This window comes from Chelativorans multitrophicus (genome assembly GCF_011317445.1).
Classification (GTDB): Bacteria; Pseudomonadota; Alphaproteobacteria; order Rhizobiales; family Rhizobiaceae; genus Chelativorans; species Chelativorans multitrophicus.
Map to the genome: position 1 here is coordinate 143,749 of NZ_JAAAPL010000002.1, position 24,384 is coordinate 168,132.

Below are 24,384 nucleotides of genomic sequence, written 5' to 3' on the forward strand. Positions count from 1 at the left end.
ACCCGACCCGGACGCGGCAGTCTAACCGCCTTTGCCTAGAGCGTCACGGCGCAGAAATGGGGCTTGGTGCGTGGCAGGAGACGGCAGGGGAGACTCCGGTCTTTCAACCGGAGTTGCGAGGCTGCCAAAATAGCTTTTCAGGCGGAAACTTGCCTGCCAAGAACCTTCGTCTGACGGGCAGCTATAACGGGTTCCGGGATCAGGATGCCGGTTTTTCTTGCGAATGCGACGAAGGTGCCGCGTGCGGTCTCGGCATCGATCATGCCGTCAAGGGCGGCCCTGCACGCCTTAAGGGCGATCGAATGGGCCCTGTCGCGCCGGCTGTACGGCCATTCGGCAAGTAGAGCATAGCCCTCTGCCACAGACGACACGCTGGTTGGAAACCCAAGTCCCACGAAGATCGTAACCGGTACTTCGAACGAACTGTTCTCCATCCCCTGCTCCTTTCGGATTTGACTTGCCGCCCGACCGCCTTGGCGGTCGGGCTCGACTTTCAAAGCCGCCTCAGGCGGTCGATGGGCGTCCGCGGGCGAACCAGAGTTCCAGACCCGCCAGCACGGCGACGATCAATCCCGCTATAACATGTGCATAGACCGCCGCGGCCACGGTGGCGAAGCCAAGAACCCAGGGTGAGACGATCGCCCAGACGCCGAGAATGAGATTTACCCATTCCTCCCATTCGGCGAAGGCGACGAGCGCTCCTGCGGCGACGAGCGCGATGAGGGCGCCAGCCACCCAGGCATTCCAGGCGGCTGCCGGCTCGCCCGTAAAGCCAAGTATCCATGGCGTCAGCGCCAATGCGATGCCCACAACGAGATTGGCTACATCGAGGGCTGTTTCCTCTGTCTTGCGTGTGACACCGTTCATTTCGATGCTCCTTTTCATCCAGCTTGCAGAACCACAATCCGCACGTACTCGCGGGTAGGGCTTCAGCTTTTGCCGCTAGCCGGGCAAGCCGCCGCAGCGAGGCCCGGGTGTGCCTCAGCCATGGTTCCGCGAGGCTGTCGACCACAGCCTGAAACGAAATTGACGTCAGGAGGACATGAAAGCCGATCCAGGCCGGAGATCGGCCAGGAGAAGGGAAAGACTGCTACCCTCATAGCCACATCCTCCTTGCGAGCAACATGGATACGAGCAACACCGAAAAGCCTGAGACTCAGGCAGCTTGCCGTTCCCGCGAGGCAACGGCTTAAAAAATCTGGGTGCTTTTTCTTCGGCTTTCAAGGGCGGGAGGGCGCTGTGTTCGGCAAGCCGAACGCGCACTGGGCCCGCTTACTCAATGCTCAGGCGATAGCCGATTCCGCGTACGGTCTGCAGCCAGATCGGGTTGGCGGGATCGCGCTCGATCTTGCGGCGCAGCCGGTTGATCTGCACGTCGATCGTGCGTTCGCCCACCTCCGAATCCTCGCCCACCAGCTCGTGGCGTGGAATGGTCTCGCCTGCGCGCTCGGCAAAGATGGCCATGATTTCACGCTCGCGTTCGGTCAGTTTCAATAGCTCGCCGGCGCGTTTCAGCTCTCGCCTGGTGATCTGGAAGGTGTAGGGACCGAAGACAATCTGCTCCAGCTTCGGCGTGGTCGGCTGTCCACCACGGCGAAGGATATTGTTGACGCGCAGCACGAGTTCACGCGGGTCGAACGGCTTTGGCAGATAATCGTCGGCGCCCGCTTGCAAGCCCGTCACGCGGCTTTCGGTTTCGGAAAGCGCCGTCAGCATAAGAATTGGCACGTCACGTTCCTGACGGAGGCTGCGCGTCAGCCCCACGCCGTCCTCACCCGGCATCATGACGTCAAGGACGAGGAGGTCGAAATCCAGGCCGGCAAGCTTTCGGCGCGCTTCGGCGGCATTTGCCGCCACCGTCACCCGAAACCCTTCTTCGGTTAGGAAACGCTTGAGCAGCGTGCGAATGCGCGTGTCATCGTCAACGACGAGGAGATGCGGCGCATCGTCCGCCGGCGCATTCACCTCGGCAACGATGTCCTCACGGGTAATCATGGCTAGGTTCCTCCCTCGCCCGTGCCGCTGCTGGAGTGAGACCGGTCGAGCTGTGCACGCAGCTCCGGATTCACCATCGCTCTAAGGAACCGCTCCACTTCCGCCCGATCCTTGATTCCAGCCTCTTCCAGTGCAGAACGGATGCGGCGGGACTGTGGCAAGGCCAGTTCCACGGCCAATTCGTGGCCTTTTTTCGTGACATATAGCTCCCGCTGGCGACGGTCGCGCGGGCCTTGAACCTGCACAATGTAACCGGTGTCGATCAGCTGCTTCAGCACACGGGCGAGACTCTGCTTCGTGATCCGGAGAACGTCAAGGAGCTCGGCAACCGTGAGGCCCGGCCAGTGATTGACGAAGTGCAGTACCCGGTGATGCGCCCGCCCGAAGCCATAGCTGGCAAGAATTGCGTCCGGATCGGAAGTGAAATCACGGTAGGCGAAGAAGAGCAGCTCGATCAAGGTGACGTCGAGTTCCTCGGTCGTTGCCTGCGGCTCACGATACTCGGTCGACTTTATCGGGCTCTTCATCACACGCCTTTTCGCCTCCACAATTACGTCAGCCATATTGACATATTTAGGGGCCCTTTGTAATTTCTGCCAAGCTTTACGCCTTATAGCGAACAAAAAGAGCGTGTTGAGACTGTTTTTCCGGAACTTTCCTCAGGTTGGGCCAAAACGGTTTGCTACGGGAAGTGATGTTCCGGCATAATCCGGTTTTCGCCCGCACTTGTGGGTTTTTTCCAGGGCAAAGGGCCCGAAGGAGACTTAGGATGGCATCTGTTCCTTTCGATCAGCTGGATGGCTTCATCTGGATGAACGGCGAGTTCGTAGAGTGGGCGGATGCCAAGATTCACGTGCTCACCCACGGCCTGCATTACGCAAGCGCCGTATTCGAGGGCGAGCGCGCCTATGGCGGGCAGATCTTCAAGCTGACTGAGCATTCGGAGCGGCTGCACGAATCCGCGCGCGTCATGGGGTTCCGCATTCCCTACACGGTCGCCGAGATCGATGAGGCATGCCGGCAGCTTCTCGCCAAGCAAGGGCTGCAAGACGCCTATGTGCGTCCGATCGCCTGGCGCGGCAGCGAGATGATGGGCGTTTCAGCTCAGAACAACCGCATCAATCTCGCAATCGCCATCTGGGAATGGCCGAGCTATTTCAACCCCGAACAGCGGCTCAAGGGCATTCGCCTCGATATGGCCGAATACCGCCGGCCGGATCCGCGTACGGCGCCTTGGAAAGCGAAGGCCGCGGGGCTTTATATGATCTGCACGCTTTCCAAGCATGCGGCGGAGGCTAAGGGCTACAGTGATGCGCTGATGCTTGATTGGCGCGGACAGGTGGCTGAGGCCACCGGCGCCAATGTCTTTTTCGTCAAGGACGGAAAGCTGCATACGCCGGCTCCCGATTGCTTCCTGGATGGAATCACCCGGCGCACCGTGATCGATCTGGCGCGCCGGCGCGGCATCGAGGTGGTTGAAAGGGCGATCCAGCCGGAGGAGCTGACGGGCTTTGAACAATGCTTCCTCACGGGAAGCGCGGCGGAGGTGACGCCTGTCTCCGAGATCGGGCCTTATAACTTCCAAGTGGGTGAAATCACTCGCGTTTTGATGGAGGATTACTCCGAGGAAGTGCGCCCGAGGCAGCGTCTCGCAGCAGAATAAGGACGCCTGGTCCGCGCTGATGCGCGCGGGCGGAATCCTCTCCTGATTTGACTTTGATCGAATTCGGCGTTTCATGATGACGCCGGCACAATAAGGTCGGCTATTTAAGGAGAGGGCTAAGATGGAAGCTTTTGTTCCCATCCTTGTTCAGGCTATATCCGGCATCGTCGCCGGTGAAGCGGTGAGCGCGGCGTTCAAGAAGGCCGCGATGAGCCAGTTGCCGATCATCATCAGCGGCATTGTCGGAGGCGTCGGTGGAGGCGCGTTGCTGTCGGGAGTGGGCGGCGATGCGGGCGCACTCAGCGGCACGCTTGCACATGTCGTCGGGGGAGGTGCTGGTGGCGCTATTCTCACCGCCGTCGTCGGCGCTGTTATGAACTCCATGAAAAAAGCCTGAAACGGCCATCATCTTCGGGCGGGCGGCGCAGGCCGCCCGCTTTCAAGGGAGTAAGCGGCTAGAGCAGTAGGGCGGTAGAGGCCTCCCGTTTCGATTGCTAACTACCCTGTTTCCCAAAATTCCCCTTTGCCGCGCCGCGCTGATCCTTTATTCCCTTGCCTATGAGCACGCTCAGAGCCGGCATTGTCCCCGTCACCCCATTTCAGCAGAACTGCACGATCCTCTTCGATGAGGAGGAGAAGCGCGGAATTGTGGTCGATCCCGGCGGCGAGGTAGATCGCATCCGTGCTGCGATCGAGCAGAACGGCCTTACAATCGAAGCGATCTGGCTGACCCATGGTCATATCGATCACGCCGGCGGCGCCATGGATCTGAAGGACGCTCTCGGCGTGGAAATCCTGGGGCCGCACGAGGCCGAACGCGACCTGCTTCTCAATCTGGCCGCCCAGGGCAGGATGTTCGGGCTTGCCGAGCCGGTGCGCGATGTCACGCCGGACCGGTTCCTGAATGAAGGAGATGTGGTCTCCTTCGCCGGCCATTCCTTTAAAGTGTTCCACTGCCCGGGCCATTCGCCAGGGCACGTCGTTTTCTACAATGACGCGGCGAAGTTCGCCCATGTGGGCGACGTGCTCTTTCAGGGCTCGATCGGCCGCACCGATCTTCCGGGCGGCGACCACGCCGCCCTCATCCGCTCCATCAAGGACAAGCTGCTGCCGCTGGGCGACGATATCGGCTTTCTCTGCGGTCATGGCCCCGGCGGGCGCTTCGGGGGAGAACGGCGGACAAATCCGTTTCTCATAGGGCAGTAGCGGGAAGGGCAGCAGGGATGTAAGGGAGCGTCCCTACTGCCTATCGATTGCTGGCCCAGCGGGTCGGCCTCTAGACCGAAGTGCTTTCGGACGCCTGATCTTACCCGATATCGCAGAAGTGGCGACGCCCATCATATCCGAGATAGGTGCCGGAGCTCGGGTCGAAGCTGCGGTAGCGCATGCTGCAGGCCCGGTACCATTCCGGCGTCCAGGGTTCGGCGCCGTAGTAGACCGGGGCAGGGCGATACACGGGCGCTGGCCGGTAATAGCGTGGCGCCGGCGGGTCGATATAGACGCGTTCGGAATAATAGCGCGGCTGTGAAAGAGCTCCGCCTACGATCGCGCCGACGGCAAGGCCAGCCAGGCCGGCCGCGAGTTCGTCGCCGCGATCGCGATGTCGCCGCCAGTGGTCCGCATAGGCCGGAATGGTCACGAGGGTGGTCGCTGCCACGGCGAAACCCAGGATTGTGCTCTTGAGGATCCGGTTCATCTTCATCTCTCCTGTCTAGCGCGATCATCAGATCGAGCGCTTTGCCCAATGTTATGAGTCCGTTTCTGAACGGCATCTGAACGATAAACGCGGCAGGATGTGGGCCGGTTGCCTTTTTCCCGTGGTCCAGCGCACCGGCCAGGGGCTGAATCGGTTCTTGGCAAAGTAGACTTGCGGCGTACTTGAAAGAATGCGCGGCGATGTAAAAGAAGGTGAATGAAGAAGTGGCCCCCGGAAGGGCCACTCTTAAGTGGTGTGCGACTTCAACCGGCCCGGCAAAAATGCCGGCGGCCGTCATAGCCGAGGAAGGTGCCCGACCGCGGATCGAAGCTGCGGTAGCGGAGGCTGCAGGCGGTATACCAATCGCGCGTCCAGGGCGTCAGGCCGTGGTAGGCGGGCGACGACCGGCCATAGAATGGCCTCTGCTGCAGATATTCCACCGTTCGGTAGCCCGGAGCAGGAGCGCGATAGACCGGGATAGGCCGGCGGTAGGCCGGGCGCTGATAATATTCCACCACTCGGTAAGTGGGTGCCGGCCGATAGATTGGGGCTGGCAGCCGGTAGACCGGCGCTGGCCGATAATACTCCACGATCTCTACGGCAGGTGCCGGATCATAACCCAGGGCTGGCCGGGGATTTACCGGGACGGGCTGGTAATAATATGGGGGTGGAGCATAGCTGGGTCGAACATAGACCGGTGCAGGCGGGTCAATATAGACGCGCTGGGGGCGCGGCTGCGCAAGCGCGCCGCCGACAATCGCGCCGATCGCCACGCCTGCAAGACCAGCCGCAAGGGCATCGCCGCGGTGACGCCTTGCCGCTTCGGCGGGGAGGCTCGAAAGGGCGGTAGCAGCAATAACAGTAGATAAAACAGCATTCTTCATAAAACGATTCATATCCATCTCCTTTTTCGCGCGGCTAGGACCGCGCGGTGGAGGCCGGATATGGATTCGGAAAGAGGGCTGGAATGGGGGCGTCCAACTGCACTTTCATTCACATCGCCGTGGGTGGGCCGTGAACAAAAACGCCGGCTCGAAAGCCGGCGCTGAAACCTTTTTGGGCTGCCGTCCGCGGCCTCTTACCGGTCAGCCGATTGTGAGATTAACAGCCTTCGGTCCCTTGCCGCGCTTGTCCGGCTCGGTATCGAAGGTGACCTTTTGGCCGTCCTCCAGACCAGGCAAGCCGGAAGCCTGCACGGCCGAAATGTGGACGAACACGTCCTTTTGGCCATCATCCGGCGTGATGAAGCCGAAACCTTTGGCATGATTGAAGAACTTTACGGTACCGCTCTGGGGCATTGGAAGGGATCCTTTTCTCCCGGTCATCAAAGTCTGCGGACCATGGTTTTCGGCCTATGGCCCAAGTGTCTCGGTCGTTTACTGGGGGAGAAGAAACAGTCAGCTCGCGCGCGATCCCTGCCGGATTTCTTGTGACACGCGACTTCCCGGAAGCCTGTGCCGGGGCATGCTATTCCAGTCTCCGGGCCGGCAAATGCCCGAACGACCAAAAGTTTCCCTCATTTTCACAGTTCCGGCAAGAGAAAGTTTTGGATCGGCAAGGCCCGTGGGTCCCCGGCCGGGTTACTCGACGCTCGAATTCTTGGGCCGACCGCGCAAAGAAAAGGCGCGGTGGTTGCCCGCCGCGCCGCATATCATCGATCGCCGCAGAAGCGGCGGGCCGCTTACGCCGCCGAAAGGTTCACCGCCTTCGGGCCCTTGCCCATACGGTCCGGCTCTACATCGAAGGAAACCTTCTGGCCGTCGACGAGCGAGCGCATGCCGGAGGCCTCGACCGCGGAAATGTGGACGAAAACGTCTTTCTGTCCGTTGTCGGGGGTGATGAAGCCGAAGCCTTTGGTGGCGTTGAAGAACTTAACGGTGCCAGTCTGGGCCATGGGGGGAAACTCCTTTTCCCATTTTAAGTAATGGCGTCTGTGCGACGTGCACAGGTTCGCCGTCGCCGCGAGTTATGATGTCGGGAAAAGGTCGTCCAAAAAAGCGTCCAGTTCTCCGGGTCTGCAATCCCCGGGCGTTTCACCTTATCGCATGAAAACATCTCCTAAGCAAGAAGGCGGCGTCGATGGCCCTCGTTGATCCTGATGACTGTGCCGGAACGGCACACCGCCGCTGGGTCATGCGAAGCGGGCTGCGAGGACGCCTCGCTGGACGATTTCGCCTGTCCATTGGCCCGCGCGGGCGAGGGCGCGCGCCGCAGTGTTGGGCGCGAACTACGCTACAGGACCTGAAATTCCAACCGCAGCGCTCGCACGCTTAGAGCCTGATGTGTCATGGTGGGATCTGGACTTTGAGCGTGCACAGCTTACACATTTCCTTCGGCCCAAGGATATTGGAGCATAAGCACCGCATGTGGGACGTGCAGCCCCGGCGAAAGACAACGGTGATCCCATGATCCTCCCTCTCATTCTCCTGATCGTTTTTCCCGATACCGCTGCTGCCCAGGAGAGCTCCTGGAAATTGGAGCACGGCGCTGCCTTCGCTGCACCGTCAGAGAGCAACAGCAACATCTATCGGCTGGAGATCGGCTGCGGAGAGCCTTACCGCCTTGCCGTCTACACCGACAACGGTCCTGTTCTGACGGCTGACGGGCAGGGTGCGGACGACTATTTCTACAAGCCTCGCCGCATCGAGGCGGAGGTTGATGGCAGCACCTTCCCGTTGGTTGCAGCCGGATCGGATGATGCCGTCGTGCTGTTCGGGGAGGGGACCGCAGAGCAGGGCTTTATGGCAGATCCCGACCCTGATCTGCTTGCGGCAATCCGTCGAGGCGCCGAGCTTACGCTCTTCTTCGACGTTACGTCCGCGCCGAATGGCGAAACCGACTCGCCCTACGAAACCTTTGCCCGCTTCCCGCTTCAAGGATCGGGCGAGGTGATCGCCCAGGCGCTCGCCGGCTGCTGACCTTCCTGACAGCCTCCTGTCAGCAGCAGCGGCATGGAGTTTCCTGCTCGGCCTCCTGCCCCTTTCCATTTGCGCCGCCAACCTCCATATTCGTCGCCATGGCCAACTCTCCGAGAAAGAATACCGGTGGCTTCCGTGAGTCACCCCAGCCCCCGCTGTCAGGCACGCCGCTTTCCGCTTCCATTTCCGATTGGGCGGCCGATATCGCGCGTGAGGCGGAGAAGCCGGCCAAGCCACGAAAGAAGATTCCCGAGCGCTCCGCGGCGCCGGGCAGAACCGGCCGCGGCACCTCAATGGGAGGCGCTGCCTCGGCGCGCGATCGCGCGGCCGCTGGGCTGATGCCCATCGCGGGCCTGGATGTTACACTTGAGGAGGCGGAGCGGATCGCCCCTGGTGGCGTTACGGCCACCGTCGCGGCACTGTCGAACCTTATCGAGGGCGGCGACCCCAACCTGAAATCCGCCTGGGTGCCGCACCGCCCCCCGCGGCCGGAAAAATCCGAGGGTGGTATCCCCTTCCGGATGGCGACGGAATTCAAGCCCTCGGGCGACCAGCCGACAGCTATCCGCGATCTGGTCGAGGGCATCAGCACCAGCGAGCGCACGCAGGTGCTGCTGGGCGTCACCGGCAGTGGAAAAACCTTCACCATGGCCAAGGTGATCGAGGAGACGCAACGCCCGGCGCTCATCCTCGCCCCTAACAAAACGCTGGCCGCCCAGCTCTATGGCGAGTTCAAGTCCTTTTTCCCGGACAACGCGGTCGAGTACTTCGTCTCCTATTACGACTATTACCAGCCGGAGGCCTACGTCCCGCGTTCGGACACCTATATCGAGAAGGAATCTTCCATCAACGAGCAGATCGACCGGATGCGCCACTCGGCCACTCGCGCCCTGCTCGAACGCGACGACGTCATCATCGTCGCTTCCGTTTCCTGCATCTACGGTATCGGCTCGGTCGAGACCTACACGGCCATGACCTTCCAGATGGCGGTGGGCGACCGGCTCGACCAGCGCCAGCTTCTGGCCGACCTCGTCGAACAGCAATACAAGCGCCGCGACGCCGATTTCACCCGCGGCTCCTTCCGCGTGCGCGGCGACACGATCGAGATCTTCCCGGCCCACCTTGAGGATCGCGCCTGGCGCATTTCGCTCTTCGGCGACGAGATCGAGGCTATCACCGAGTTCGACCCGCTCACCGGCAAGAAGACCGACGACCTCAAGTCGGTCAAGATTTACGCCAACTCGCATTACGTCACCCCGCGCCCCACGCTCAATCAGGCCATCCGGCAAATCAAGGAGGAGCTGAAGCTGCGCCTCGTGGAGCTGGAAAAAGCCGGGCGCCTGCTGGAAGCCCAGCGTCTTGAACAGCGCACGCGCTTCGATCTCGAAATGCTGGAGGCCACCGGCTCCTGCGCCGGGATCGAGAACTATTCGCGCTATCTCACCGGACGCAATCCAGGCGAGCCGCCGCCAACGCTCTTCGAATACGTGCCGGACAACGCGCTCGTTTTTGTCGACGAATCCCATGTCACCGTGCCGCAGATCGGCGCCATGTACCGGGGCGACTTTCGTCGCAAGGCCACGCTTGCCGAGTATGGTTTCCGCCTGCCGTCATGCATGGACAACCGGCCGCTGCGCTTCGAGGAATGGGATGCCATGCGCCCGCTCACCGTCGCGGTGTCGGCCACGCCCGGCAATTGGGAGATGGAGCAGTCGGGCGGCGTCTTCGCCGAGCAGGTCATCCGCCCCACCGGCCTTATCGATCCGCCGGTCGAGATTCGTCCGGCCAAGTCCCAAGTCGACGACGTTCTGGGCGAGATCCGGGAGACCACCAAAGCTGGCTACCGAACCCTCGTCACCGTGCTGACGAAGCGCATGGCTGAGGACCTTACCGAATATCTGCACGAGCAGGGCATCCGCGTACGCTATATGCACTCCGACATCGACACGCTGGAGCGCATCGAGATCATCCGCGACCTCCGCCTCGGCGCCTTCGACGTGCTGGTGGGCATCAATCTTTTGCGTGAGGGCCTGGATATTCCGGAATGCGGCCTCGTCGCAATTCTGGACGCGGACAAGGAAGGATTCCTGCGTTCTGAAACCTCGCTCGTCCAGACCATCGGCCGCGCGGCGCGCAATGTCGATGGCCGCGTCATCCTCTATGCCGATCACATCACCGGCTCGATGGAGCGCGCGATCGCCGAGACGAACCGCCGCCGTGAGAAGCAGCTCGAATATAACGCGGCGAACGGCATCACGCCGGAATCGATCAAGAAGAACATCGGCGACATCCTCGGCTCCGTCTACGAGCGCGACCACGTGCGCGCCGAGATCGGCGGCGCCAAGGGCGACGACCTGAACAATCTCGTCGGCAACAATCTCCAGGCCCATCTTGAATATCTTGAGAAGGCCATGCGGGATGCCGCCGCCGACCTCGATTTCGAGGAGGCGGCCCGCCTGCGCGACGAGATCAAGCGCCTGCGGGAGACGGAGCTTGCGCTTCTGGACGACCCCATGTCGCGCGACGCGGGCGTGGAGAACACGCGGGACCGCCGCCGTCAGGCCGCAAAGGGCAGGGGCTCTGCCGCGTCGCCGAAAGGCAGCCCGGATAGGCCTCTCTTCCGCAAGCCGGAACTGGACGAGATGGGCAGTTCGGGAGCCCACGCGGTTCCCGCTGGCCAGACCCTCTTCCGGAAGAACTCGTTGGACGAGATGACCGTGCGGCGCACGGAGAAGCCGGTCGGCAAGACGCTGCCGGCCACGCCTCCCGACGAGGATCTCATCGCGCCCCGCCGGAGCAAGGTCGGCGCAGGTTCCTACGAGGATCCGGCCGACGAGCGCCAGCGTAAGCGCCGGTCACGGAAGACCGGCAGGCCCGGGCAGTAGGCGCGCGGCGCCCCCCTTCGGGGGCGCATAACTCCCGGTTGATTTCTCAATCCTGCCGCGGCGTTCCACGATGCTGCTTTTGAAAGCTAAATGCCGCGGTTTTCTCTTCTCCTTGCGCTGTGGCTGGCATCATTTTCGCCGGCAAACGCCGCCCTCCTGGATATCGCCAAAGCAGGCAAGAGCCTGCAAGAAGGTGTTTCCGCGCCGGCAGGTCGCGAGAGCATGCTCCTTTTCGGTGGTGCCTTTACGTCCGTCGATCTGCGCAACTCTTTGCCATGGAGGGTTCCGCCGTCCTCGGGCGAAGTTTTCCTCGGGGCCGCCTATTCGCGAAACTGGCACAGACTCCCTTTGAAATTCGTCTTGGGCTGGGAACTCGGCGGGGGCTACCGCTTCGGCGGCGGAAGCGCTTCCTCGGCGGAGGCTTGGGCTGGCCTAAGGGTGGAGTATGTTGGGCTGCCTCTCGGTGACTTCACAATCGTCCCGGCCATGACCGCGGGCTTCAGCCTTATCTCCGAAAGGCTCGCCATCGAGAGTATGCGCGAGCAAATCCATAGTGGTTCGGCGCGGTTCCTCGGCTACCTCGGACCGGAACTCTCGTTTCGTCTCAACAGGCAGCCCAATATCGACCTGGTTTATCGGCTGCATCACCGCTCCGGCGCCGGCGGTCTGTTCGGCGGCATGCGCGAGGGTGCGAATGCCAACACGATTGGGATCAGGATCAGGTATTAAAGCAGTTTGAGGAGAGGTGGTGGCCGCTTTTCCGGTCGAAATTGCGCGAAATTATCCAGCTTCAGAAACCGCAGCGGGTCGAAATGAGAGGACCGCGCCTTCATTCCAAGCGGATTATGAAAGGCGCGGCCCCAGTCCCGCAACCTCATTGGGCGTGGGCTGCGGGCCCGCCGCGTCTCGGCGACCCGAGGGGGCCCGGGGAAGACGAGGACCGCGGCAGTCTTGCGCCGTCTGGCCTTGGCGGGGGCTGTAACGGCACTCCTGCCTGCCTTGCGGATTAGCAGGCAGAGAGGGGCCGCGATGCAGTCAGCGGGCACCCTCACAAAATCTCATATCAAAAAATTCGGATGTTTCCTCAAAAATTTCAAAAGATCCCAATTTATTTCTAAATGTATCACCGGGCGCGGTCATTCCTCCGGCTCGGTGGTAAAGAGCAGCGGATAACCCGCTTTCCGGCCTGCATCCGTCGCACGCGTTGCTTTCGTCTCAGCAATATCCTTGGGGAAAACGGCGACGACGCAGGTTCCGCGCCGGTGTGCGGTGATCATGACTCGGTATGCCTGATCCTGATTCAGCCGGAATTCCGCCTTCAGCACCCGCACGACGAATTCGCGGGGCGTAAAATCGTCGTTGACGAGGATCACCTTGTGAAGCTTCGGCTTGTCGACTTTCGGCTTCGTCTTGGTGCGTGGCTTCAGGACGATGTCGCTCATGAAGCACTCCGTGCGGAGTGATGGATCACGCTAACTGCCGCTGAAATTTACCCTCTGCGGTTCTTGGATTTGAACACGACGTCCGGCCTAAAGTCCAGGCGAACGACGGTATGGCGATTTTCGGGGTCGGCAGCCGTGAAGTCACCGATGGCCGCAATCACACAATCCGTTGCCGCCGGAATCAGAACAGCTACGGAGTGTTGAGCGGTTCCGCAGCCTTTCCAACTGAAGTTCAATGCTTTGGTGTCAGGCGGCGCCTTCCAGCCCGGCGTTGACGAGGCCGAGCGGTGTGCGACGGCCCAGGGTCCAGGAGCGGATGACATTGCTTGCCACGCGCTCGCGGCTCGCGATATCCGCGCGCCCGATGCCGAGCTCCTCGCACACAGCTTCCACCGCACTGCAAATTTCCGCCATGTCCTTGGCGTCATAGACGCCATTGCCGGCTGCATTTGACGGAAGCATATCCGTCTCCTTCCCTGTCTGGCGCGCTTCTCGCCTCTTCGGCGGCGCGCACCGCCTTTTTCCTCTCACGGGATGGCATCTCTGCACAATGATGCACAATTATGGCGGATGGATGAAGGTTGATTCGCCGCGTAAGTACGTCAAGCGCAAAAATGCTGGAAGTGTTGCGTCTCAGCATCAATTAGTTTTTCGCCTATTCGCAATCCGTGCTTGAGGCGGCTCGAAGCTTCGCTTTTCAACCCCGCAAGCAGAGGCATAGAATTCCTGTCACAAATAGCGGATAAGCCGCCTAATGATTGGCGATAGAGGTTCGATTCGATGAAGATTGCTGTTCTCGGCGGCGACGGATTTGTCGGCTGGCCGACTTCCCTCCATCTTTCCGCACGAGGCCATGAAGTCCATATCCTCGACAATCTCTCCCGTCGCTGGATAGACACCGAACTCGGCGTGCAATCGCTGACGCCGATGGATTCGATTCAGGAGCGTACGCGAATTTGGCACCAGGAAACGGGTCGTCGCATTCGTTTCCATTTGATCGATCTTGCGGGGGACTATGAGATCCTGAAGCGCTGGCTTGCCGAGCATCGCCCGGACGCCGTCATTCACTTCGCCGAGCAGCGCGCAGCGCCTTATTCGATGAAGAGCGACCGCCACAAGAACTACACGGTGAACAATAACGTCAACGCAACCCATAACCTCCTGAATGCGCTGGTCGAGGTCGGGCTCGATGCGCATCTCGTGCATTTGGGCACGATGGGCGTCTACGGATATTCGAGCGTCGGCGCGGCCATCCCCGAAGGCTATCTGCCGGTCGGCGTCGAGACGCTTTCGGGCGAAACGGCCACGCAGGAAATCCTCTATCCCGCCAATCCAGGCTCCATTTACCACATGACCAAATGCCTGGATCAGCTCCTGTTCCAGTTCTATGCCAAGAATGACGGCCTTAGGATCACCGATCTCCATCAGGGCATCGTCTGGGGCACCCATACGCAGGAAACCAAGCTGCACGCGCAGCTTATCAACCGCTTCGATTATGACGGGGACTACGGCACCGTCCTCAACCGGTTCCTCATTCAGGCGGCGATCGGTTATCCGCTCACTGTGCATGGTACCGGCGGGCAGACCAGAGCGTTCATCCACATTCAGGATTCCGTACGCTGCATTGAGCTTGCTCTGACGAATCCTCCGAAGCGGGGAGACCGCGTGAAGATCTTCAACCAGATGACGGAAACGCACCGGGTCCGCGATCTGGCCGAGCTTATCGCCCGCATGACCGGGGCCAAGGTCGCCTATCTTCCCAACCCCCGCAAGGAAGCGCCGGAGAACGATCTGGTGGTGGAGAACGAGCAATTCCTTAAGCTCGGCCTCAATCCGACAACCCTGGCGGAGGGGCTGCTGTCCGAGGTGGTCGACGTGGCGAAGAAATTTGCTTACCGCGTAGACCGCAGCCGAATCCCTTGCGTCTCGGCTTGGACCAAGGACCTGGCGCCTACGCTCGAACGCGACCCGGAAGGCAAGCGGCTGAAAAGCGTCGGGTGAGGGCGGGTCGAGGGTGGTGAAAGAACGTTCTGCTTTGCCCAATGGCTAAGGAATACGCCTACGTCACCCTCGTCACCAATGCCGACTATGCGATGGGCGCAACGGCGCTGGTGCGTTCCCTTCAGCGCACGAATACGTCCGCCGAAATCGTGGTGATGCATACCGGAGGGGTGGATGCGGCTGCATTGGCGCCGCTTGGCAGGCTCGGCGCGCTGCTGCTCCAGGCGGAGCTCCTTCCCACTTCCGCGGCCTTCAACGAGCGCCATCAGCGCGCGCGGCTTCATTCGAACGCCCCTTTTACCAAAGGCAACAAGCCTGCCTTCCACACGCCGCTCGATAATTTCGCAAAGCTGCGCCTTTGGCAGCTCACGCAATATAAGCGCGTGGTCTTCATCGACGCCGATGCAATCGTCATCCGCAACATCGACCGGCTGTTTTCCTATCCCGAGTTCTCCGCCGCGCCCAATGTCTATGAAAGCCTTGAGGATTTCCACCGGCTCAATTCCGGGGTTTTCGTAGCGCGGCCGTCGGCTGAAACCTTTCGGGCCATGCTCTCCGTCCTTGACCAGCCCGACGCATTCTGGCGCCGCACGGACCAAACCTTTCTGCAGACATTTTTCCCGGACTGGCATGGCTTGCCCGTCTTTTTCAACATGCTCCAATATGTCTGGTTCAATCTGCCGGAGCTTTGGGACTGGAACTCGGTCTCGGTGGTTCATTATCAGTATGAAAAGCCGTGGGAGAGGGATCACGCCAAGGCGGAGGCGCTGAAGCCGCTGATTGACCTCTGGCATTCCTATTATTCCGGTGAAGACATTCCCGAGGCCGGATTGCTGGCCAATCCGCTGAAGCCATGAGCGCAACGCGCAGCTTTGTTTCCGGCGGAACAGGCTATGTCGGCCGCTTCATCGTCGAGGAACTTTTAGCGGCCGGCCACCAGGTCACGGTAATGGGGCGCCATCCACCGTCGAAAGGGTTTTTTTCCGGGCCGGTGAGCTTTCTGCCGTTGTCACTTGAGCCAGCCGGGGCATCGCCCGAGCTTTTCCAAGGGGCGGATTTCTTCGTTCATGGCGCGTTCGACCATTTGCCGGGAAAATACCGCGGCGGCGAGGGTACCGATCCGCAAGCCTTCCGCCGGCGCAATCTCGACGGCAGCATTGCGCTTTTTCAGGCGGCGAAGGCGGCAGGCGTTCGCCGCGTCGCGTTCCTCTCGAGCCGGGCTGTCTATGGGACACAGCCTGCGGGGACATTGCTCGGCGAGGAGGATGAGGCCCGCCCGGATACGCTCTACGGACAAGTGAAGCTTGAGGCTGAGCGCGCCCTGGCCGGTCTTGGTGCGCCGTCTTTCCATGGTGTCAGCCTGCGCATTACCGGCGTCTACGGGCCTGCCGGCAAAGGGAGGCGGCACAAATGGGCGGACCTGTTCGAGAACTATATGGCCGGGCAGGCGATTGACTCTCGCATAGCCACTGAGGTGCATGGGCAGGATGTGGGCCGGGCGGTGCGGCTTGTGCTGGAGATGCGGGATCCGCCCCCCTTCAACCTCAACGTTTCGGATATCCTTGTCGACCGGCACGATCTTCTCGCCATGGTTCAGAAAGGGACTGGCAGCGTCCATCCGCTTCCTCCAAGGGCAGACAAGCAGGCGGTGAACGCCATGCGCACGGAGCGCCTGCGTTCGTTGGGCTGGCAGCCAGGCGGTCTGGCGCGTCTGGAAGAGACGGTGGCAGGTTTTTCAGCGGCATTGACACGGCAGTGACAGCGGAATGTGATTTTACTGCTTCAGAAATTGAGTCAGGATTTTGAGGGATTGATTCCGAATCTTCGCGCAAACTATTGAAAACAAGGAAATTCTTATGGCTGAAACCTCTGCCGCCCCGCGGGGCGAGCTTACGATTCGCACCCAGGCGATGCCCGGAGATGCCAATGCCGCCGGAGACATTTTCGGCGGCTGGGTGATGTCGCAGATGGATCTGGCAAGCGGCATTAGGGCAGCGGAACGGGCGCGCGGGCGCGTCGTGACGGCTGCCGTCAGGGAAATGCACTTTCGCAAGCCGGTTCAGGTCGGTGATACGCTTTGTGTCTATACCCAGGTGACGAATGTTGGCCGCACCTCTATCACGCTAAAGGTGGAGGCATGGGCACAGCGTTACCTGTCCGACGTCATGGACCTGGTCACCATGGCGGACTTCGTCATGGTCGCGCTTGACGGGACCGGCCGGCCGACACCGGTGCCGCCCGAGTTCTGATCCCGTATCAGCCGTTATTGCGATCGAAGCGGGTCCGAGCTTCCTGGATGCGATAGCGATTTTCGCTTACCCATTCCGCAAGCGCCCGGATGGGGATCAGCAGCTCATTGCCGAGATCGGTCAAGCGATAATCCACCCGCGGGGGGATCGTCGGATAGATGGTGCGGGTGACGAAGCCCTCGCGCTCCAGGTTGCGCAGCGTGGTCGTCAGCATTTTCTGCGAGATGCCGTCGATTGCGCGGCGCAGCTCGTTAAAGCGCATGGTGCCGTTGCCGAGGTGTTTCACGACCTGCATCGTCCATTTATCGCCGACAAGGCTCAAGAGTTCGCTGATGGGCCGGCACGCATCCGAATTTTCCCTGTCCACAACCGGCGCGGCATCGGCATCAATGGTTGACTGTAGGTGACCAGGTTTCAAAAAAGTGCCTCCTTGTGCGACCGGCACAGGTTTCCAATATAGCGTGAGTATCCTTCCGATACTAGCCAATCATGAAACGAGGACGGAATAGTGTCAAAGCTGAAGACGGGAATTATTGTTGGATCGACGCGCGAGGGCCGCTTTGCGGACAAACCGGCCCAATGGATTTTTGACCTGGCTCGTGAAAGAAACGAGCTCGATGTGGAATTGATCGATTTGCGTGACTATCCGCTGCCCTTCTTCGAGGACGCGACGTCTCCCGCCTATGGTCCTTCGCCCAATGCAGTTGCTCAGCGGTGGCAGAAGAAGATCAACTCCCTTGACGGGTTCATCTTTACCGCGGCGGAGTATAATCGTGGGCCGACCGCTGTTTTGAAGAACGCATTGGACTGCGCCTATAGCGAATGGAACAACAAGCCTGCCGCCTTCGTGGGCTACGGCGGAACGGGCGGAACGCGCGCCGTGGAACAACTCCGGCTCAATGCAATCGAGCTGCAGATGGCGCCGATTCGGTCTGCCGTTCATATTCTGCTGCCGGATTTCATGGCGGTGCTGCGTGGCGAAAAGACGCTTTCCGAAATGGCGCACTTGAATGCGGGAGCCAACGGCATGCTCGACCAGTTCATCTGGTGGGGGAAAGCATTGAAGGCCGCACGCGCGGCCAGCACGGAGGAAGCACAGGCAGCGTAACGTATTTGCCGCAGGTTCATCTTTGCCCCCGCCTCCTCCGGCTTGCCAGCCGGAGGAGGCGACTTGCTGCAAGTTGATCCTACTCGATGTTTTCGATCCCTGCGGAACCATCGGTCTTGCTGGCCAGCACGCGGTCGACTCGCCGGCCGTCCATATCAACGACTTCGAAACGCCAGCCCATCGTTTCCACCACTGTCCCCGTCACAGGGAGCTCCTGTGTGTATGAGAGCAGGAAACCCGCAAGCGTGCTGTAGCCGCGGTCCTCGGGAAGCTTGATGCTGAGGCGGTCGGCCATCTCATCGGCCGGCATGAGGCCAGGCAGCAGCCAGGAGCCGTCCTCCCGCTGCACGACATCGGCCTCGCCTTCATCGATATCCGCCCGGAATACGCCCGCGATGGCGCCCAGGATGTCGGCGGGGGTGATGACCCCCTCGAACGTCCCGTATTCGTCATGGACTAGTGCCATGGGAACTTCCGCCTGACGCAAGGTTACGAGCACGTCGAGGGCATCGGCGAAATCGTGAACGATGGGGGCGGGCCGGACGAAGCTGGCCGGATCGACTTTTTCTTCCGTCAGGTATGCGACTAGCAAGTCGCGGGTTTTAACGACGCCGATCAGCTTGTCCACCGAACCCTCGGCGGCAGGCAAGCGCGTATGCGGCGTTTCGCGCAGCATCTTCTCGATCGCTTCGTCGGGAGCGAGGAGGTTCAGCCAGTCCACGTCCCCCCTGGGGGTCATGATCGCGCGGGCGTTTCGGTCGGCAAGCCGCATCACGCCGGCGATCATGTGCTTTTCTTCGGTCTCGATCGTCCCCGTATGCTCCGCTTCCGCGATAAGCGTTCTGATCTCCTCGTCGGTGACGCGGTTCGCTTCCTCCGATCCCTGCCCAAGCAGCGCAAGAACGCCACGGCCGGATATGTCCAGCAACCAGACGAGCGGAAGGGCGACCTTGGCGAGCATAGCCATGAAGGGCGCCACCTTTGCCGCTATCGTCTCGGCATGTTTCAGCGCCACCTGCTTCGGCACCAATTCACCGATCACAAGCGAGACATAGGTGATGAGTGCCACGACAATGCCGACACCCAGGGGATTGGCGATGCTTCCGGGCATTCCAAGGCCCGCCAGCCAGGCGGATAGGCGCACGCCGATCGTCGCCCCGGAAAAGGCGCCGGAAAGCACCCCCACGAGCGTAATGCCGATCTGAACGGTGGAAAGAAATCGGCCCGGCTCAGAGGAGAGCTCCAGGGATCGCGCGGCGCCTCGATCGCCCCTGTCGCTGCGGGCCTTCAGACGTGCGGGACGGGCGGATACGACGGCCAGTTCCGACATGGCCATAAAGCCATTAAAGAGAATAAGGGCGAGAAGAATGGCGATTTCAACAAAGAGCATGATTGACTCTGGTTGGGAGCGTGATGGCTCAGCAGAAGCTACCCGCGCCAAGATAGGACATTGCGGATGGTCCTGCTACCTGCAGGCGCGATAGCCGTTCCGCCGAGCCTTTATGTCAAAATGAAAGTGGTCGCGGTGGTCGGCATCATAGCCCGGCCCAAGCACGGTCGTAAAATAGTCGCAGCCCTCGGCGCGCACGGTGTTGAGCAGGCCCCTCTGGCGGAACGCAAAGAAGCCCGGGCGACGGACGTCGATCTCACGGCCGTTCTTGAGCGTAACGCTCATGATGTCGATCGCATTGCCCTTGGAATGCTCTGAAGCCACGGAGGTGCCGCGAATGCGCCGGCAAGAATAGCTTGAACCCTGGTGAATGGTGCCGATGCCGGAGAGATAGCGTCTGCGGGCGGCAGGCGCGAGCTCGTTCTTCGTCCAGCGCGCAACTGTCAGTGCCATCTGGCAGGTAAGTGTGGCGGATGGCTTCAAGGCGACCCCGCCCGAGAAACCGCTGACCGCAACGGGATGCTCGATTTTGCAGCTCCCGCCCTCATCGATTGCCGGAAGATCGCGATAGCTCACCCCTAGCCGCTGCAGTTCCTGACGGCACGCCACTTCCTCGGCGGGCATGAAGGTCATCGCTTCGCCCGGCGGGCTTGCCATCGCTGGCGGCTCGGGCTGCGCCGGCACGGGATAGCTCATCATCATCGGATTGGAGGGGACGAGGTTTTGCAGTCCACCGCCGCTTATGGCGCCGGTCGAGACGCCGACATCCACGTCGGGTCGCAGAACACTATCAACCGAGCAAGCCGAAGCGGCTGCAAAAGCGATGAGCACGAGTGCGCTTCTTGCAACCCGGGGCAGGCGGAAAGGCCACTGACGCCGCCACTCGTACTCGTACACGCTACGCATCTCCGCTTCGGCTCGCCGGTCGAAGTGAAGCTAGTGGGGAATGGTAAACGAATACTCAGCGCCAGCGTGAATCTTGTGGCGAAAATGCGGCGGTCAGCGGCAATAGGCCTTGCGCCTTTTCTTCGTATCGAAGTGGAAATGGTCCTCATGGTCGGCGTTCGTGCCAGGACCGAGCACAGTCGAGAACGGCCCGCACGCGGCTGCGCGCAAAGCTTTCAGAAAGGCAGCCGGTTTTCCACCGTCGCCATATTGCCCCACCTTGATCTCCTGTTTGTCAGAGAAAACCAATCCTGAAACATCCAGCGCCTTGCCGAAAGCGTGTTGAGAAAGATCCTTCCCATCGCCGATTGGCCGGCAGACATAGCCGGACGCCTGCTGCACGGTCTCGATATCCGCCTCGAAGTGCTTGCGGGCCAAAGCCTTTCCTTCCGATTGGAAGAAGCGGGCAGCGGCCAACGCGGTGCTACATTCGAGCAAGGCCGGCGGTTCGAGCCGCATGCGTTTGGACAGCTTTGTCACCTCTATGGGATGGGGAAGGGAGCACCCCCCATCCGCAGTCACATTGGAAGCATCGGTAAATTCAACCCCCAGCGTCCGAAGCTCTTTGCGGCAAGCCTTTTCCGCGGAGGAGAGCGGCGCCTGTTCCTGCCTTTCCTTAGCTGCCTTCGGCAAAACGTCCCCGCGCGGTTGCGGTATCGGCGCCTGGTCTGGAAGCTGGACACTTCCGGCCGCCGCAAAATCGATCGCGAAAAGCGAAGCGTGGAAGATAAGCAGCAGGAGCAGGCGTGGAAGAGCCCTGCACAGGAAGGTTTTCCGCTCAGGCGCCGATGGCGGCAAGTCCATCATCCAGCCAGTCGCCGAGCATGGGCATGCCGAGGAGGTAGCTTGCCAACCGGCTGTTCACCCGCCCTCGTGCATCGGCCACTGCCTGCGCCCATTCCGCTGCCTCAAAATCGCCGCGCCCGATCCAGGCAATCGCCACCAGCTCGGCCGCCTCGTCCACATTGAGATCCGCTACGAGCGAGCGGAACTCCTCTTCCGACTGGTCTTCCTCTTCTTCCTCCGCAAGCCCGTCGTGATGGTGGCCTTCACGTGCATCCTGGCCGAACTCGATCTCGTGCTCTTTTCCGTCTTCGTAATCTTGCTTTACGGCGGCGCTCAAGGCACGAGCCATCTCCGCAAGGCGGCGCACCGTATCGGTGTCAAGCGACAGCTCCCATTCCTTCTCAACCGATTTCTTCATGAGGTGCGCTCCGCAACCCGCTGACGGCGTGCATCATAGCGCATCTTGGGCTGGATGCACCTCAAGCTGCGCGGCCGCTCCGCGACAAAGGTAAAGCGCCGGGCGAGCAGCGGGCTATCGCCCTGGATTTTCTGCGCCGAATAAAAATTTGCGTGAAAATATGGAGTACATTGCTATATTTTACTGGAGTCGAACGAAACGGTTCCGTGGCCCTGGCTTTCGGACCGTTTTCTTTTTGTGTGTCGCCGGCCCGGCGGGCCTATGAGGTCAGGAAGGTGTGAGAAATGAACAAGGTCCCAATGACCCTGGCTGGATACGAGTCGCTCAAGGAAGAATTGCGTTGGCGCCAACAGGAAGAGCGGCCGCGCATTATCGAGGCGATCGCTGAGGCTCGTGCGCACGGTGACCTCTCAGAAAATGCCGAATACCACGCGGCCAAAGAGGCCCAGAGCCTCAATGAAGGCCGCATCAGCGAGCTTGAGGATCTGATCGCGCGCGCCGAAGTCATCGACGTGACAAAGCTTTCAGGCGATACGGTGAAGTTCGGCGCCACCGTCGTCCTCGTCGACGAGGACACCGAAGAAGAAAAGACCTATCAGATCGTCGGCGATCAGGAGGCGGACGTGAAGTCGGGCCGCATCTCCATTTCCTCGCCGATCGCCAGGGCGCTGATCGGGAAGGGCGTTGGCGACTTGATCGAGGTCAACGCGCCGGGTGGCGCGCGTGGCTATGAGGTCTTGCGCGTTCAGTACGGCTGAGCTGGACGGTCATGGGGGCTCATGCCGGTCCGGCTTCCGCCGCCGGTCACCTTAATATCCACGATGTGGAGGTGGTGGCGCCAAACCTGAAGCGCCACCTCTCCGGCGTCACCAGCACGATTGTCCAACTCATCCCGCTTCAGGCGCGGGATCTTGGGATTGCCGCCTTCGGGCCGGGACTGCCTTCCAACCTTCCCAAAATGCGCTGGTGGCAGCTGCCGGCGCTGCTTTCGCGGCCAAAGCGCAGATCCTTCCGGATTTGGCATGCGCGCCGCAATGTCGAGATGGTGACAGGGCTGATCCTGAGGGATATCTTGCGCGCGCCCATGCGCCTCGTCTTCACCTCCGCCGCTCAGCGCCACCATAAGCCGTTCACGCGATGGCTGATCCGCCGCATGGATGCGGTCGTGGCCACCAGCGCGCGCTCGGGTTCATTCCTCGAAGTGCCGCACCGGGTGATTATGCACGGGGTGGACACGGAGCAGTTTCATCCGCCGCGCGGAACGGATGACGCATGGGAATCCACAGGGCTTCCCGGCCGCCATGGTATCGGCTGCTTCGGACGTATCCGGCATCAGAAGGGTACGGATCTGTTCGTACAGTCCATGATCGAGCTTCTGCCGAAATATCCGGACTGGACCGCGGTGGTTCTCGGCCGCGCGACCGTGGAACACAAAGCTTTCGCGGATGAGCTCGAAGCCCGCGTGCGCGCGGCTGGCCTGTCGGAGCGCATTTTCTTCCTCGGCGAAGTGCCGGACGTGCATCCCTGGTATAGACGCCTCAGCCTCTATGTGGCGCCCTCGCGCAACGAGGGCTTTGGGCTGACACCCCTGGAGGCGATGGCATCCGGAACCGCCGTGGTGGCGAGCGACGCGGGCGCTTACGAGGAAATCGTCATATCTGGCGAAACCGGCATGGTGGTGCCCGCCGGTGACGGCGCTGCCCTTACCGCCGCGATCGAGCCCTATCTAGCCGACCCGGCACTCGCCGAACGGCACGGAGAAGCTGGGCGCGCGCATGCCGTGAATAATTTTGCGCTCGCCGGGGAAGCCGCCGCGCTGCGCGAGGTTTATGAAAGCCTCTGGGATGGCGAAAAATGAAGGTCGAGGCGTTCGTCATCCATCTCGCCCGCGCCACGGGGCGCGCGCCCCAGGTGGAGCGTTTGCGCCAGAATCTTACGATTCCGGTCACGGTCATAGACGCCGTCGACGCCGAACAGCTTTCCGAGGAGGAAATTGTCCGGGTGTACCGGCCGGGACTTCACCGGCCCCGCTATCCTTTTCCCTTGCGCCGCACCGAGGTCGCCTGCTTTCTCTCGCATCGCAAGGCATGGCAGACCATCATGGAACGCGGGCTCGATGCGGGTCTGATCATCGAAGATGACGTAGAGCTTCTGCCCGGCGTCCATCATCTTTTCGACAGCGGGCTTGCATGCGCGACGACAAAAGATGTCCTTCGCTTTCCGAAGAAGGCGAGGGAGCGCGGGGCGGCCCTCAATGAAAATGGCGCGAACCGCATTTTTGAGCCTCGTTTGGTCGGGCTGGGCATGCAGGCCCAACTCGTCGGCCGCGACGCCGCGGGTGAATTGCTCGCATTCACGCGTGAATTCGACAGGCCCGTGGACACGACGATCCAGATGCGCTGGCTGCATGGCGTGCGTGTATTGAGCTCTTCTCCCGTCGCAATCCGCGAAGTGGCGGCGGCACTCGGCGGGACCACCGTCCAAGGAAAAGGAAAATCGCACGCGGAAACGCTGTTGCGTGAAATGCTGAGGGCGCGCTATCGGTTTTCCGCCAAGCTGTTCGACGTTCTAAAAAGCGGGCCGAGCAACCGGGTTCGGGAGAGTTGATTCCGCATGGCTAAGAAGAAAAGATTGTTCATCGTTGGCAACGGGCCAATGCTTTTCGACATGACGGAACGCGTGAATGCCAGCGATCACGTCGTGCGCTTCAACGAGCCTAAAACCTCCTTCGGAATGAGCGGCACCAAGACGAACTGGTTGTTCGTCTCCAATACCGGCAAGCCGATGGAACGGCGGCTGCGAAATCCCGATTATCCCACCTCGCCGATCGTGCAGGCGGCAGAACTCGTCTTCCTGGTGAATCACCCGATCACCGCCGACAAATATCT

General features: G+C 61.0%; 29 protein-coding genes. 14 read left to right on the plus strand and 15 right to left on the minus strand.

Annotation, left to right across the window (positions count from 1 at the left end; all coding sequences use genetic code 11):
- Positions 1–137 precede the first annotated feature (137 nt).
- From GNP00_RS11345 to GNP00_RS11360, 4 genes are all read right to left on the minus strand, one after another.
- Entirely contained in the window at positions 138–434 is a 297-nt protein-coding gene (locus tag GNP00_RS11345; protein ID WP_011581478.1) for a DUF982 domain-containing protein, read from the minus strand.
- A 70-nt stretch (positions 435–504) separates the two neighbouring features.
- A complete protein-coding gene (locus GNP00_RS11350) occupies positions 505–867 on the minus strand; it encodes an SPW repeat protein (RefSeq protein WP_011581477.1) in 363 nt (120 codons plus the stop codon).
- Positions 868–1,272: 405 nt separating this feature from the next.
- On the minus strand, positions 1,273–1,995 hold the full coding sequence (locus GNP00_RS11355; protein ID WP_011581476.1) for a response regulator: 723 nt from the start codon (positions 1,993–1,995) through the stop codon (positions 1,273–1,275).
- A gap of 2 nt (positions 1,996–1,997) precedes the next feature.
- Entirely contained in the window at positions 1,998–2,522 is a 525-nt protein-coding gene (locus GNP00_RS11360) for a MarR family winged helix-turn-helix transcriptional regulator (protein WP_011581475.1), read from the minus strand.
- A gap of 242 nt (positions 2,523–2,764) precedes the next feature.
- Between GNP00_RS11360 and GNP00_RS11365 the strand changes: the two genes are divergently transcribed.
- The 3 genes from GNP00_RS11365 (at position 2,765) to GNP00_RS11375 (ending at position 4,864) form a co-directional block, all read left to right on the plus strand.
- Positions 2,765–3,658 carry a branched-chain amino acid aminotransferase gene (locus tag GNP00_RS11365; RefSeq protein ID WP_041544727.1) on the plus strand — a complete coding sequence of 298 codons (894 nt, stop codon included), beginning with the start codon at positions 2,765–2,767 and terminating at the stop codon, positions 3,656–3,658.
- Positions 3,659–3,779: 121 nt separating this feature from the next.
- Entirely contained in the window at positions 3,780–4,055 is a 276-nt protein-coding gene (locus GNP00_RS11370) for a hypothetical protein (RefSeq protein WP_011581473.1), read from the plus strand.
- Between the two features lie 161 nt (positions 4,056–4,216).
- Entirely contained in the window at positions 4,217–4,864 is a 648-nt protein-coding gene (locus tag GNP00_RS11375) for an MBL fold metallo-hydrolase (RefSeq protein ID WP_011581472.1), read from the plus strand.
- Between the two features lie 100 nt (positions 4,865–4,964).
- Here GNP00_RS11375 and GNP00_RS11380 read toward each other — a convergent pair whose 3' ends face one another.
- The 4 genes from GNP00_RS11380 to GNP00_RS11395 form a co-directional block, all read right to left on the minus strand.
- The gene (locus GNP00_RS11380) at positions 4,965–5,354 is read right to left on the minus strand and encodes a BA14K family protein (protein ID WP_011581471.1); all 390 of its coding nucleotides are present in this window, start codon (positions 5,352–5,354) and stop codon (positions 4,965–4,967) included.
- 263 nt (positions 5,355–5,617) lie between these two features.
- Positions 5,618–6,250 (minus strand): BA14K family protein, encoded by a 633-nt coding sequence (locus GNP00_RS11385; RefSeq protein ID WP_011581470.1) that lies wholly within the window; start codon positions 6,248–6,250, stop codon positions 5,618–5,620.
- 189 nt (positions 6,251–6,439) lie between these two features.
- Positions 6,440–6,652, minus strand: a complete 213-nt coding sequence (locus GNP00_RS11390) for a cold-shock protein (protein ID WP_011581469.1) — start codon at positions 6,650–6,652, stop codon at positions 6,440–6,442.
- Between the two features lie 383 nt (positions 6,653–7,035).
- Positions 7,036–7,248, minus strand: a complete 213-nt coding sequence (locus GNP00_RS11395) for a cold-shock protein (protein WP_011581468.1) — start codon at positions 7,246–7,248, stop codon at positions 7,036–7,038.
- Between the two features lie 511 nt (positions 7,249–7,759).
- Here GNP00_RS11395 and GNP00_RS11400 point away from each other — a divergent pair.
- The 3 genes from GNP00_RS11400 (at position 7,760) to GNP00_RS11410 (ending at position 11,886) form a co-directional block, all read left to right on the plus strand.
- Positions 7,760–8,272 carry a hypothetical protein gene (locus GNP00_RS11400; protein ID WP_011581467.1) on the plus strand — a complete coding sequence of 171 codons (513 nt, stop codon included), beginning with the start codon at positions 7,760–7,762 and terminating at the stop codon, positions 8,270–8,272.
- Between the two features lie 98 nt (positions 8,273–8,370).
- Positions 8,371–11,157 (plus strand): excinuclease ABC subunit UvrB, encoded by a 2,787-nt coding sequence (gene uvrB, locus GNP00_RS11405; RefSeq protein WP_166016059.1) that lies wholly within the window; start codon positions 8,371–8,373, stop codon positions 11,155–11,157.
- A 90-nt stretch (positions 11,158–11,247) separates the two neighbouring features.
- On the plus strand, positions 11,248–11,886 hold the full coding sequence (locus GNP00_RS11410; RefSeq protein ID WP_041544726.1) for a hypothetical protein: 639 nt from the start codon (positions 11,248–11,250) through the stop codon (positions 11,884–11,886).
- Between the two features lie 407 nt (positions 11,887–12,293).
- Here the strand turns inward: GNP00_RS11410 and clpS are convergent, their stop codons facing one another.
- Both clpS and GNP00_RS11420 read right to left on the minus strand, forming a co-directional pair.
- Positions 12,294–12,599 (minus strand): ATP-dependent Clp protease adapter ClpS, encoded by a 306-nt coding sequence (clpS, locus tag GNP00_RS11415; protein WP_011581464.1) that lies wholly within the window; start codon positions 12,597–12,599, stop codon positions 12,294–12,296.
- A 246-nt stretch (positions 12,600–12,845) separates the two neighbouring features.
- Positions 12,846–13,061: a hypothetical protein gene (locus GNP00_RS11420; RefSeq protein WP_011581463.1), complete on the minus strand. Its 216-nt coding sequence runs from the start codon at positions 13,059–13,061 to the stop codon at positions 12,846–12,848.
- A 318-nt stretch (positions 13,062–13,379) separates the two neighbouring features.
- On the opposite strand from GNP00_RS11420, the gene GNP00_RS11425 reads away from it, so the two are divergent.
- The 4 genes from GNP00_RS11425 (at position 13,380) to GNP00_RS11440 (ending at position 16,849) form a co-directional block, all read left to right on the plus strand.
- Positions 13,380–14,600, plus strand: a complete 1,221-nt coding sequence (locus GNP00_RS11425; RefSeq protein ID WP_011581462.1) for an NAD-dependent epimerase/dehydratase family protein — start codon at positions 13,380–13,382, stop codon at positions 14,598–14,600.
- A gap of 41 nt (positions 14,601–14,641) precedes the next feature.
- Positions 14,642–15,457: a glycosyltransferase gene (locus tag GNP00_RS11430; protein WP_011581461.1), complete on the plus strand. Its 816-nt coding sequence runs from the start codon at positions 14,642–14,644 to the stop codon at positions 15,455–15,457.
- Entirely contained in the window at positions 15,454–16,359 is a 906-nt protein-coding gene (locus tag GNP00_RS11435) for an NAD-dependent epimerase/dehydratase family protein (protein ID WP_011581460.1), read from the plus strand. Before GNP00_RS11430 ends, GNP00_RS11435 begins: the two co-directional genes overlap by 4 nt.
- Positions 16,360–16,456: 97 nt before the next feature.
- Positions 16,457–16,849 (plus strand): acyl-CoA thioesterase, encoded by a 393-nt coding sequence (locus GNP00_RS11440; protein WP_011581459.1) that lies wholly within the window; start codon positions 16,457–16,459, stop codon positions 16,847–16,849.
- Between the two features lie 7 nt (positions 16,850–16,856).
- Here the strand turns inward: GNP00_RS11440 and GNP00_RS11445 are convergent, their stop codons facing one another.
- Positions 16,857–17,267, minus strand: coding sequence for a winged helix-turn-helix transcriptional regulator (locus GNP00_RS11445; protein ID WP_011581458.1), 411 nt, complete (start codon positions 17,265–17,267; stop codon positions 16,857–16,859).
- A 90-nt stretch (positions 17,268–17,357) separates the two neighbouring features.
- Here GNP00_RS11445 and GNP00_RS11450 point away from each other — a divergent pair, with 90 nt between their 5' ends.
- A complete protein-coding gene (locus GNP00_RS11450) occupies positions 17,358–17,957 on the plus strand; it encodes an NAD(P)H-dependent oxidoreductase (protein ID WP_166016061.1) in 600 nt (199 codons plus the stop codon).
- Positions 17,958–18,036: 79 nt separating this feature from the next.
- Here GNP00_RS11450 and GNP00_RS11455 read toward each other — a convergent pair whose 3' ends face one another.
- The 4 genes from GNP00_RS11455 to GNP00_RS11470 form a co-directional block, all read right to left on the minus strand.
- Positions 18,037–19,347, minus strand: coding sequence for a hemolysin family protein (locus GNP00_RS11455; protein WP_011581456.1), 1,311 nt, complete (start codon positions 19,345–19,347; stop codon positions 18,037–18,039).
- 75 nt (positions 19,348–19,422) lie between these two features.
- The gene (locus tag GNP00_RS11460) at positions 19,423–20,244 is read right to left on the minus strand and encodes an extensin-like domain-containing protein (RefSeq protein ID WP_011581455.1); all 822 of its coding nucleotides are present in this window, start codon (positions 20,242–20,244) and stop codon (positions 19,423–19,425) included.
- A 102-nt stretch (positions 20,245–20,346) separates the two neighbouring features.
- Positions 20,347–21,099 carry an extensin-like domain-containing protein gene (locus tag GNP00_RS11465; protein ID WP_049764766.1) on the minus strand — a complete coding sequence of 251 codons (753 nt, stop codon included), beginning with the start codon at positions 21,097–21,099 and terminating at the stop codon, positions 20,347–20,349.
- Positions 21,071–21,496 carry a DUF3775 domain-containing protein gene (locus GNP00_RS11470; protein ID WP_011581453.1) on the minus strand — a complete coding sequence of 142 codons (426 nt, stop codon included), beginning with the start codon at positions 21,494–21,496 and terminating at the stop codon, positions 21,071–21,073. The genes GNP00_RS11465 and GNP00_RS11470 overlap by 29 nt, the downstream gene beginning before the upstream one ends.
- Positions 21,497–21,780: 284 nt before the next feature.
- On the opposite strand from GNP00_RS11470, the gene greA reads away from it, so the two are divergent.
- The 3 genes from greA to GNP00_RS11485 are packed head-to-tail and all read left to right on the plus strand — an operon-like array spanning position 21,781 to position 24,103.
- Positions 21,781–22,254: a transcription elongation factor GreA gene (gene greA / locus GNP00_RS11475; protein ID WP_011581452.1), complete on the plus strand. Its 474-nt coding sequence runs from the start codon at positions 21,781–21,783 to the stop codon at positions 22,252–22,254.
- 11 nt (positions 22,255–22,265) lie between these two features.
- Positions 22,266–23,354 (plus strand): glycosyltransferase family 4 protein, encoded by a 1,089-nt coding sequence (locus tag GNP00_RS11480; RefSeq protein ID WP_011581451.1) that lies wholly within the window; start codon positions 22,266–22,268, stop codon positions 23,352–23,354.
- Positions 23,351–24,103 (plus strand): glycosyltransferase family 25 protein, encoded by a 753-nt coding sequence (locus tag GNP00_RS11485; protein WP_011581450.1) that lies wholly within the window; start codon positions 23,351–23,353, stop codon positions 24,101–24,103. Before GNP00_RS11480 ends, GNP00_RS11485 begins: the two co-directional genes overlap by 4 nt.
- Positions 24,104–24,384: the final 281 nt, after the last annotated feature.

What these genes read in the sequence shown, in the direction of transcription:
- GNP00_RS11345 (WP_011581478.1), bottom strand. Translation starts at nt 434, where the DNA reads ATGGAGAACAGTTCGTTCGAAGTACCGGTTACGATCTTCGTGGGACTT.
- GNP00_RS11350 (WP_011581477.1), bottom strand. Translation starts at nt 867, where the DNA reads ATGAACGGTGTCACACGCAAGACAGAGGAAACAGCCCTCGATGTAGCC.
- GNP00_RS11355 (WP_011581476.1), bottom strand. Translation starts at nt 1,995, where the DNA reads ATGATTACCCGTGAGGACATCGTTGCCGAGGTGAATGCGCCGGCGGAC.
- GNP00_RS11360 (WP_011581475.1), bottom strand. Translation starts at nt 2,522, where the DNA reads ATGAAGAGCCCGATAAAGTCGACCGAGTATCGTGAGCCGCAGGCAACG.
- GNP00_RS11365 (WP_041544727.1), top strand. Translation starts at nt 2,765, where the DNA reads ATGGCATCTGTTCCTTTCGATCAGCTGGATGGCTTCATCTGGATGAAC.
- GNP00_RS11370 (WP_011581473.1), top strand. Translation starts at nt 3,780, where the DNA reads ATGGAAGCTTTTGTTCCCATCCTTGTTCAGGCTATATCCGGCATCGTC.
- GNP00_RS11375 (WP_011581472.1), top strand. Translation starts at nt 4,217, where the DNA reads ATGAGCACGCTCAGAGCCGGCATTGTCCCCGTCACCCCATTTCAGCAG.
- GNP00_RS11380 (WP_011581471.1), bottom strand. Translation starts at nt 5,354, where the DNA reads ATGAACCGGATCCTCAAGAGCACAATCCTGGGTTTCGCCGTGGCAGCG.
- GNP00_RS11385 (WP_011581470.1), bottom strand. Translation starts at nt 6,250, where the DNA reads ATGAATCGTTTTATGAAGAATGCTGTTTTATCTACTGTTATTGCTGCT.
- GNP00_RS11390 (WP_011581469.1), bottom strand. Translation starts at nt 6,652, where the DNA reads ATGCCCCAGAGCGGTACCGTAAAGTTCTTCAATCATGCCAAAGGTTTC.
- GNP00_RS11395 (WP_011581468.1), bottom strand. Translation starts at nt 7,248, where the DNA reads ATGGCCCAGACTGGCACCGTTAAGTTCTTCAACGCCACCAAAGGCTTC.
- GNP00_RS11400 (WP_011581467.1), top strand. Translation starts at nt 7,760, where the DNA reads ATGATCCTCCCTCTCATTCTCCTGATCGTTTTTCCCGATACCGCTGCT.
- uvrB (WP_166016059.1), top strand. Translation starts at nt 8,371, where the DNA reads ATGGCCAACTCTCCGAGAAAGAATACCGGTGGCTTCCGTGAGTCACCC.
- GNP00_RS11410 (WP_041544726.1), top strand. Translation starts at nt 11,248, where the DNA reads ATGCCGCGGTTTTCTCTTCTCCTTGCGCTGTGGCTGGCATCATTTTCG.
- clpS (WP_011581464.1), bottom strand. Translation starts at nt 12,599, where the DNA reads ATGAGCGACATCGTCCTGAAGCCACGCACCAAGACGAAGCCGAAAGTC.
- GNP00_RS11420 (WP_011581463.1), bottom strand. Translation starts at nt 13,061, where the DNA reads ATGCTTCCGTCAAATGCAGCCGGCAATGGCGTCTATGACGCCAAGGAC.
- GNP00_RS11425 (WP_011581462.1), top strand. Translation starts at nt 13,380, where the DNA reads ATGAAGATTGCTGTTCTCGGCGGCGACGGATTTGTCGGCTGGCCGACT.
- GNP00_RS11430 (WP_011581461.1), top strand. Translation starts at nt 14,642, where the DNA reads ATGGCTAAGGAATACGCCTACGTCACCCTCGTCACCAATGCCGACTAT.
- GNP00_RS11435 (WP_011581460.1), top strand. Translation starts at nt 15,454, where the DNA reads ATGAGCGCAACGCGCAGCTTTGTTTCCGGCGGAACAGGCTATGTCGGC.
- GNP00_RS11440 (WP_011581459.1), top strand. Translation starts at nt 16,457, where the DNA reads ATGGCTGAAACCTCTGCCGCCCCGCGGGGCGAGCTTACGATTCGCACC.
- GNP00_RS11455 (WP_011581456.1), bottom strand. Translation starts at nt 19,347, where the DNA reads ATGCTCTTTGTTGAAATCGCCATTCTTCTCGCCCTTATTCTCTTTAAT.
- GNP00_RS11465 (WP_049764766.1), bottom strand. Translation starts at nt 21,099, where the DNA reads ATGATGGACTTGCCGCCATCGGCGCCTGAGCGGAAAACCTTCCTGTGC.
- GNP00_RS11470 (WP_011581453.1), bottom strand. Translation starts at nt 21,496, where the DNA reads ATGAAGAAATCGGTTGAGAAGGAATGGGAGCTGTCGCTTGACACCGAT.
- greA (WP_011581452.1), top strand. Translation starts at nt 21,781, where the DNA reads ATGAACAAGGTCCCAATGACCCTGGCTGGATACGAGTCGCTCAAGGAA.
- GNP00_RS11480 (WP_011581451.1), top strand. Translation starts at nt 22,266, where the DNA reads ATGGGGGCTCATGCCGGTCCGGCTTCCGCCGCCGGTCACCTTAATATC.
- GNP00_RS11485 (WP_011581450.1), top strand. Translation starts at nt 23,351, where the DNA reads ATGAAGGTCGAGGCGTTCGTCATCCATCTCGCCCGCGCCACGGGGCGC.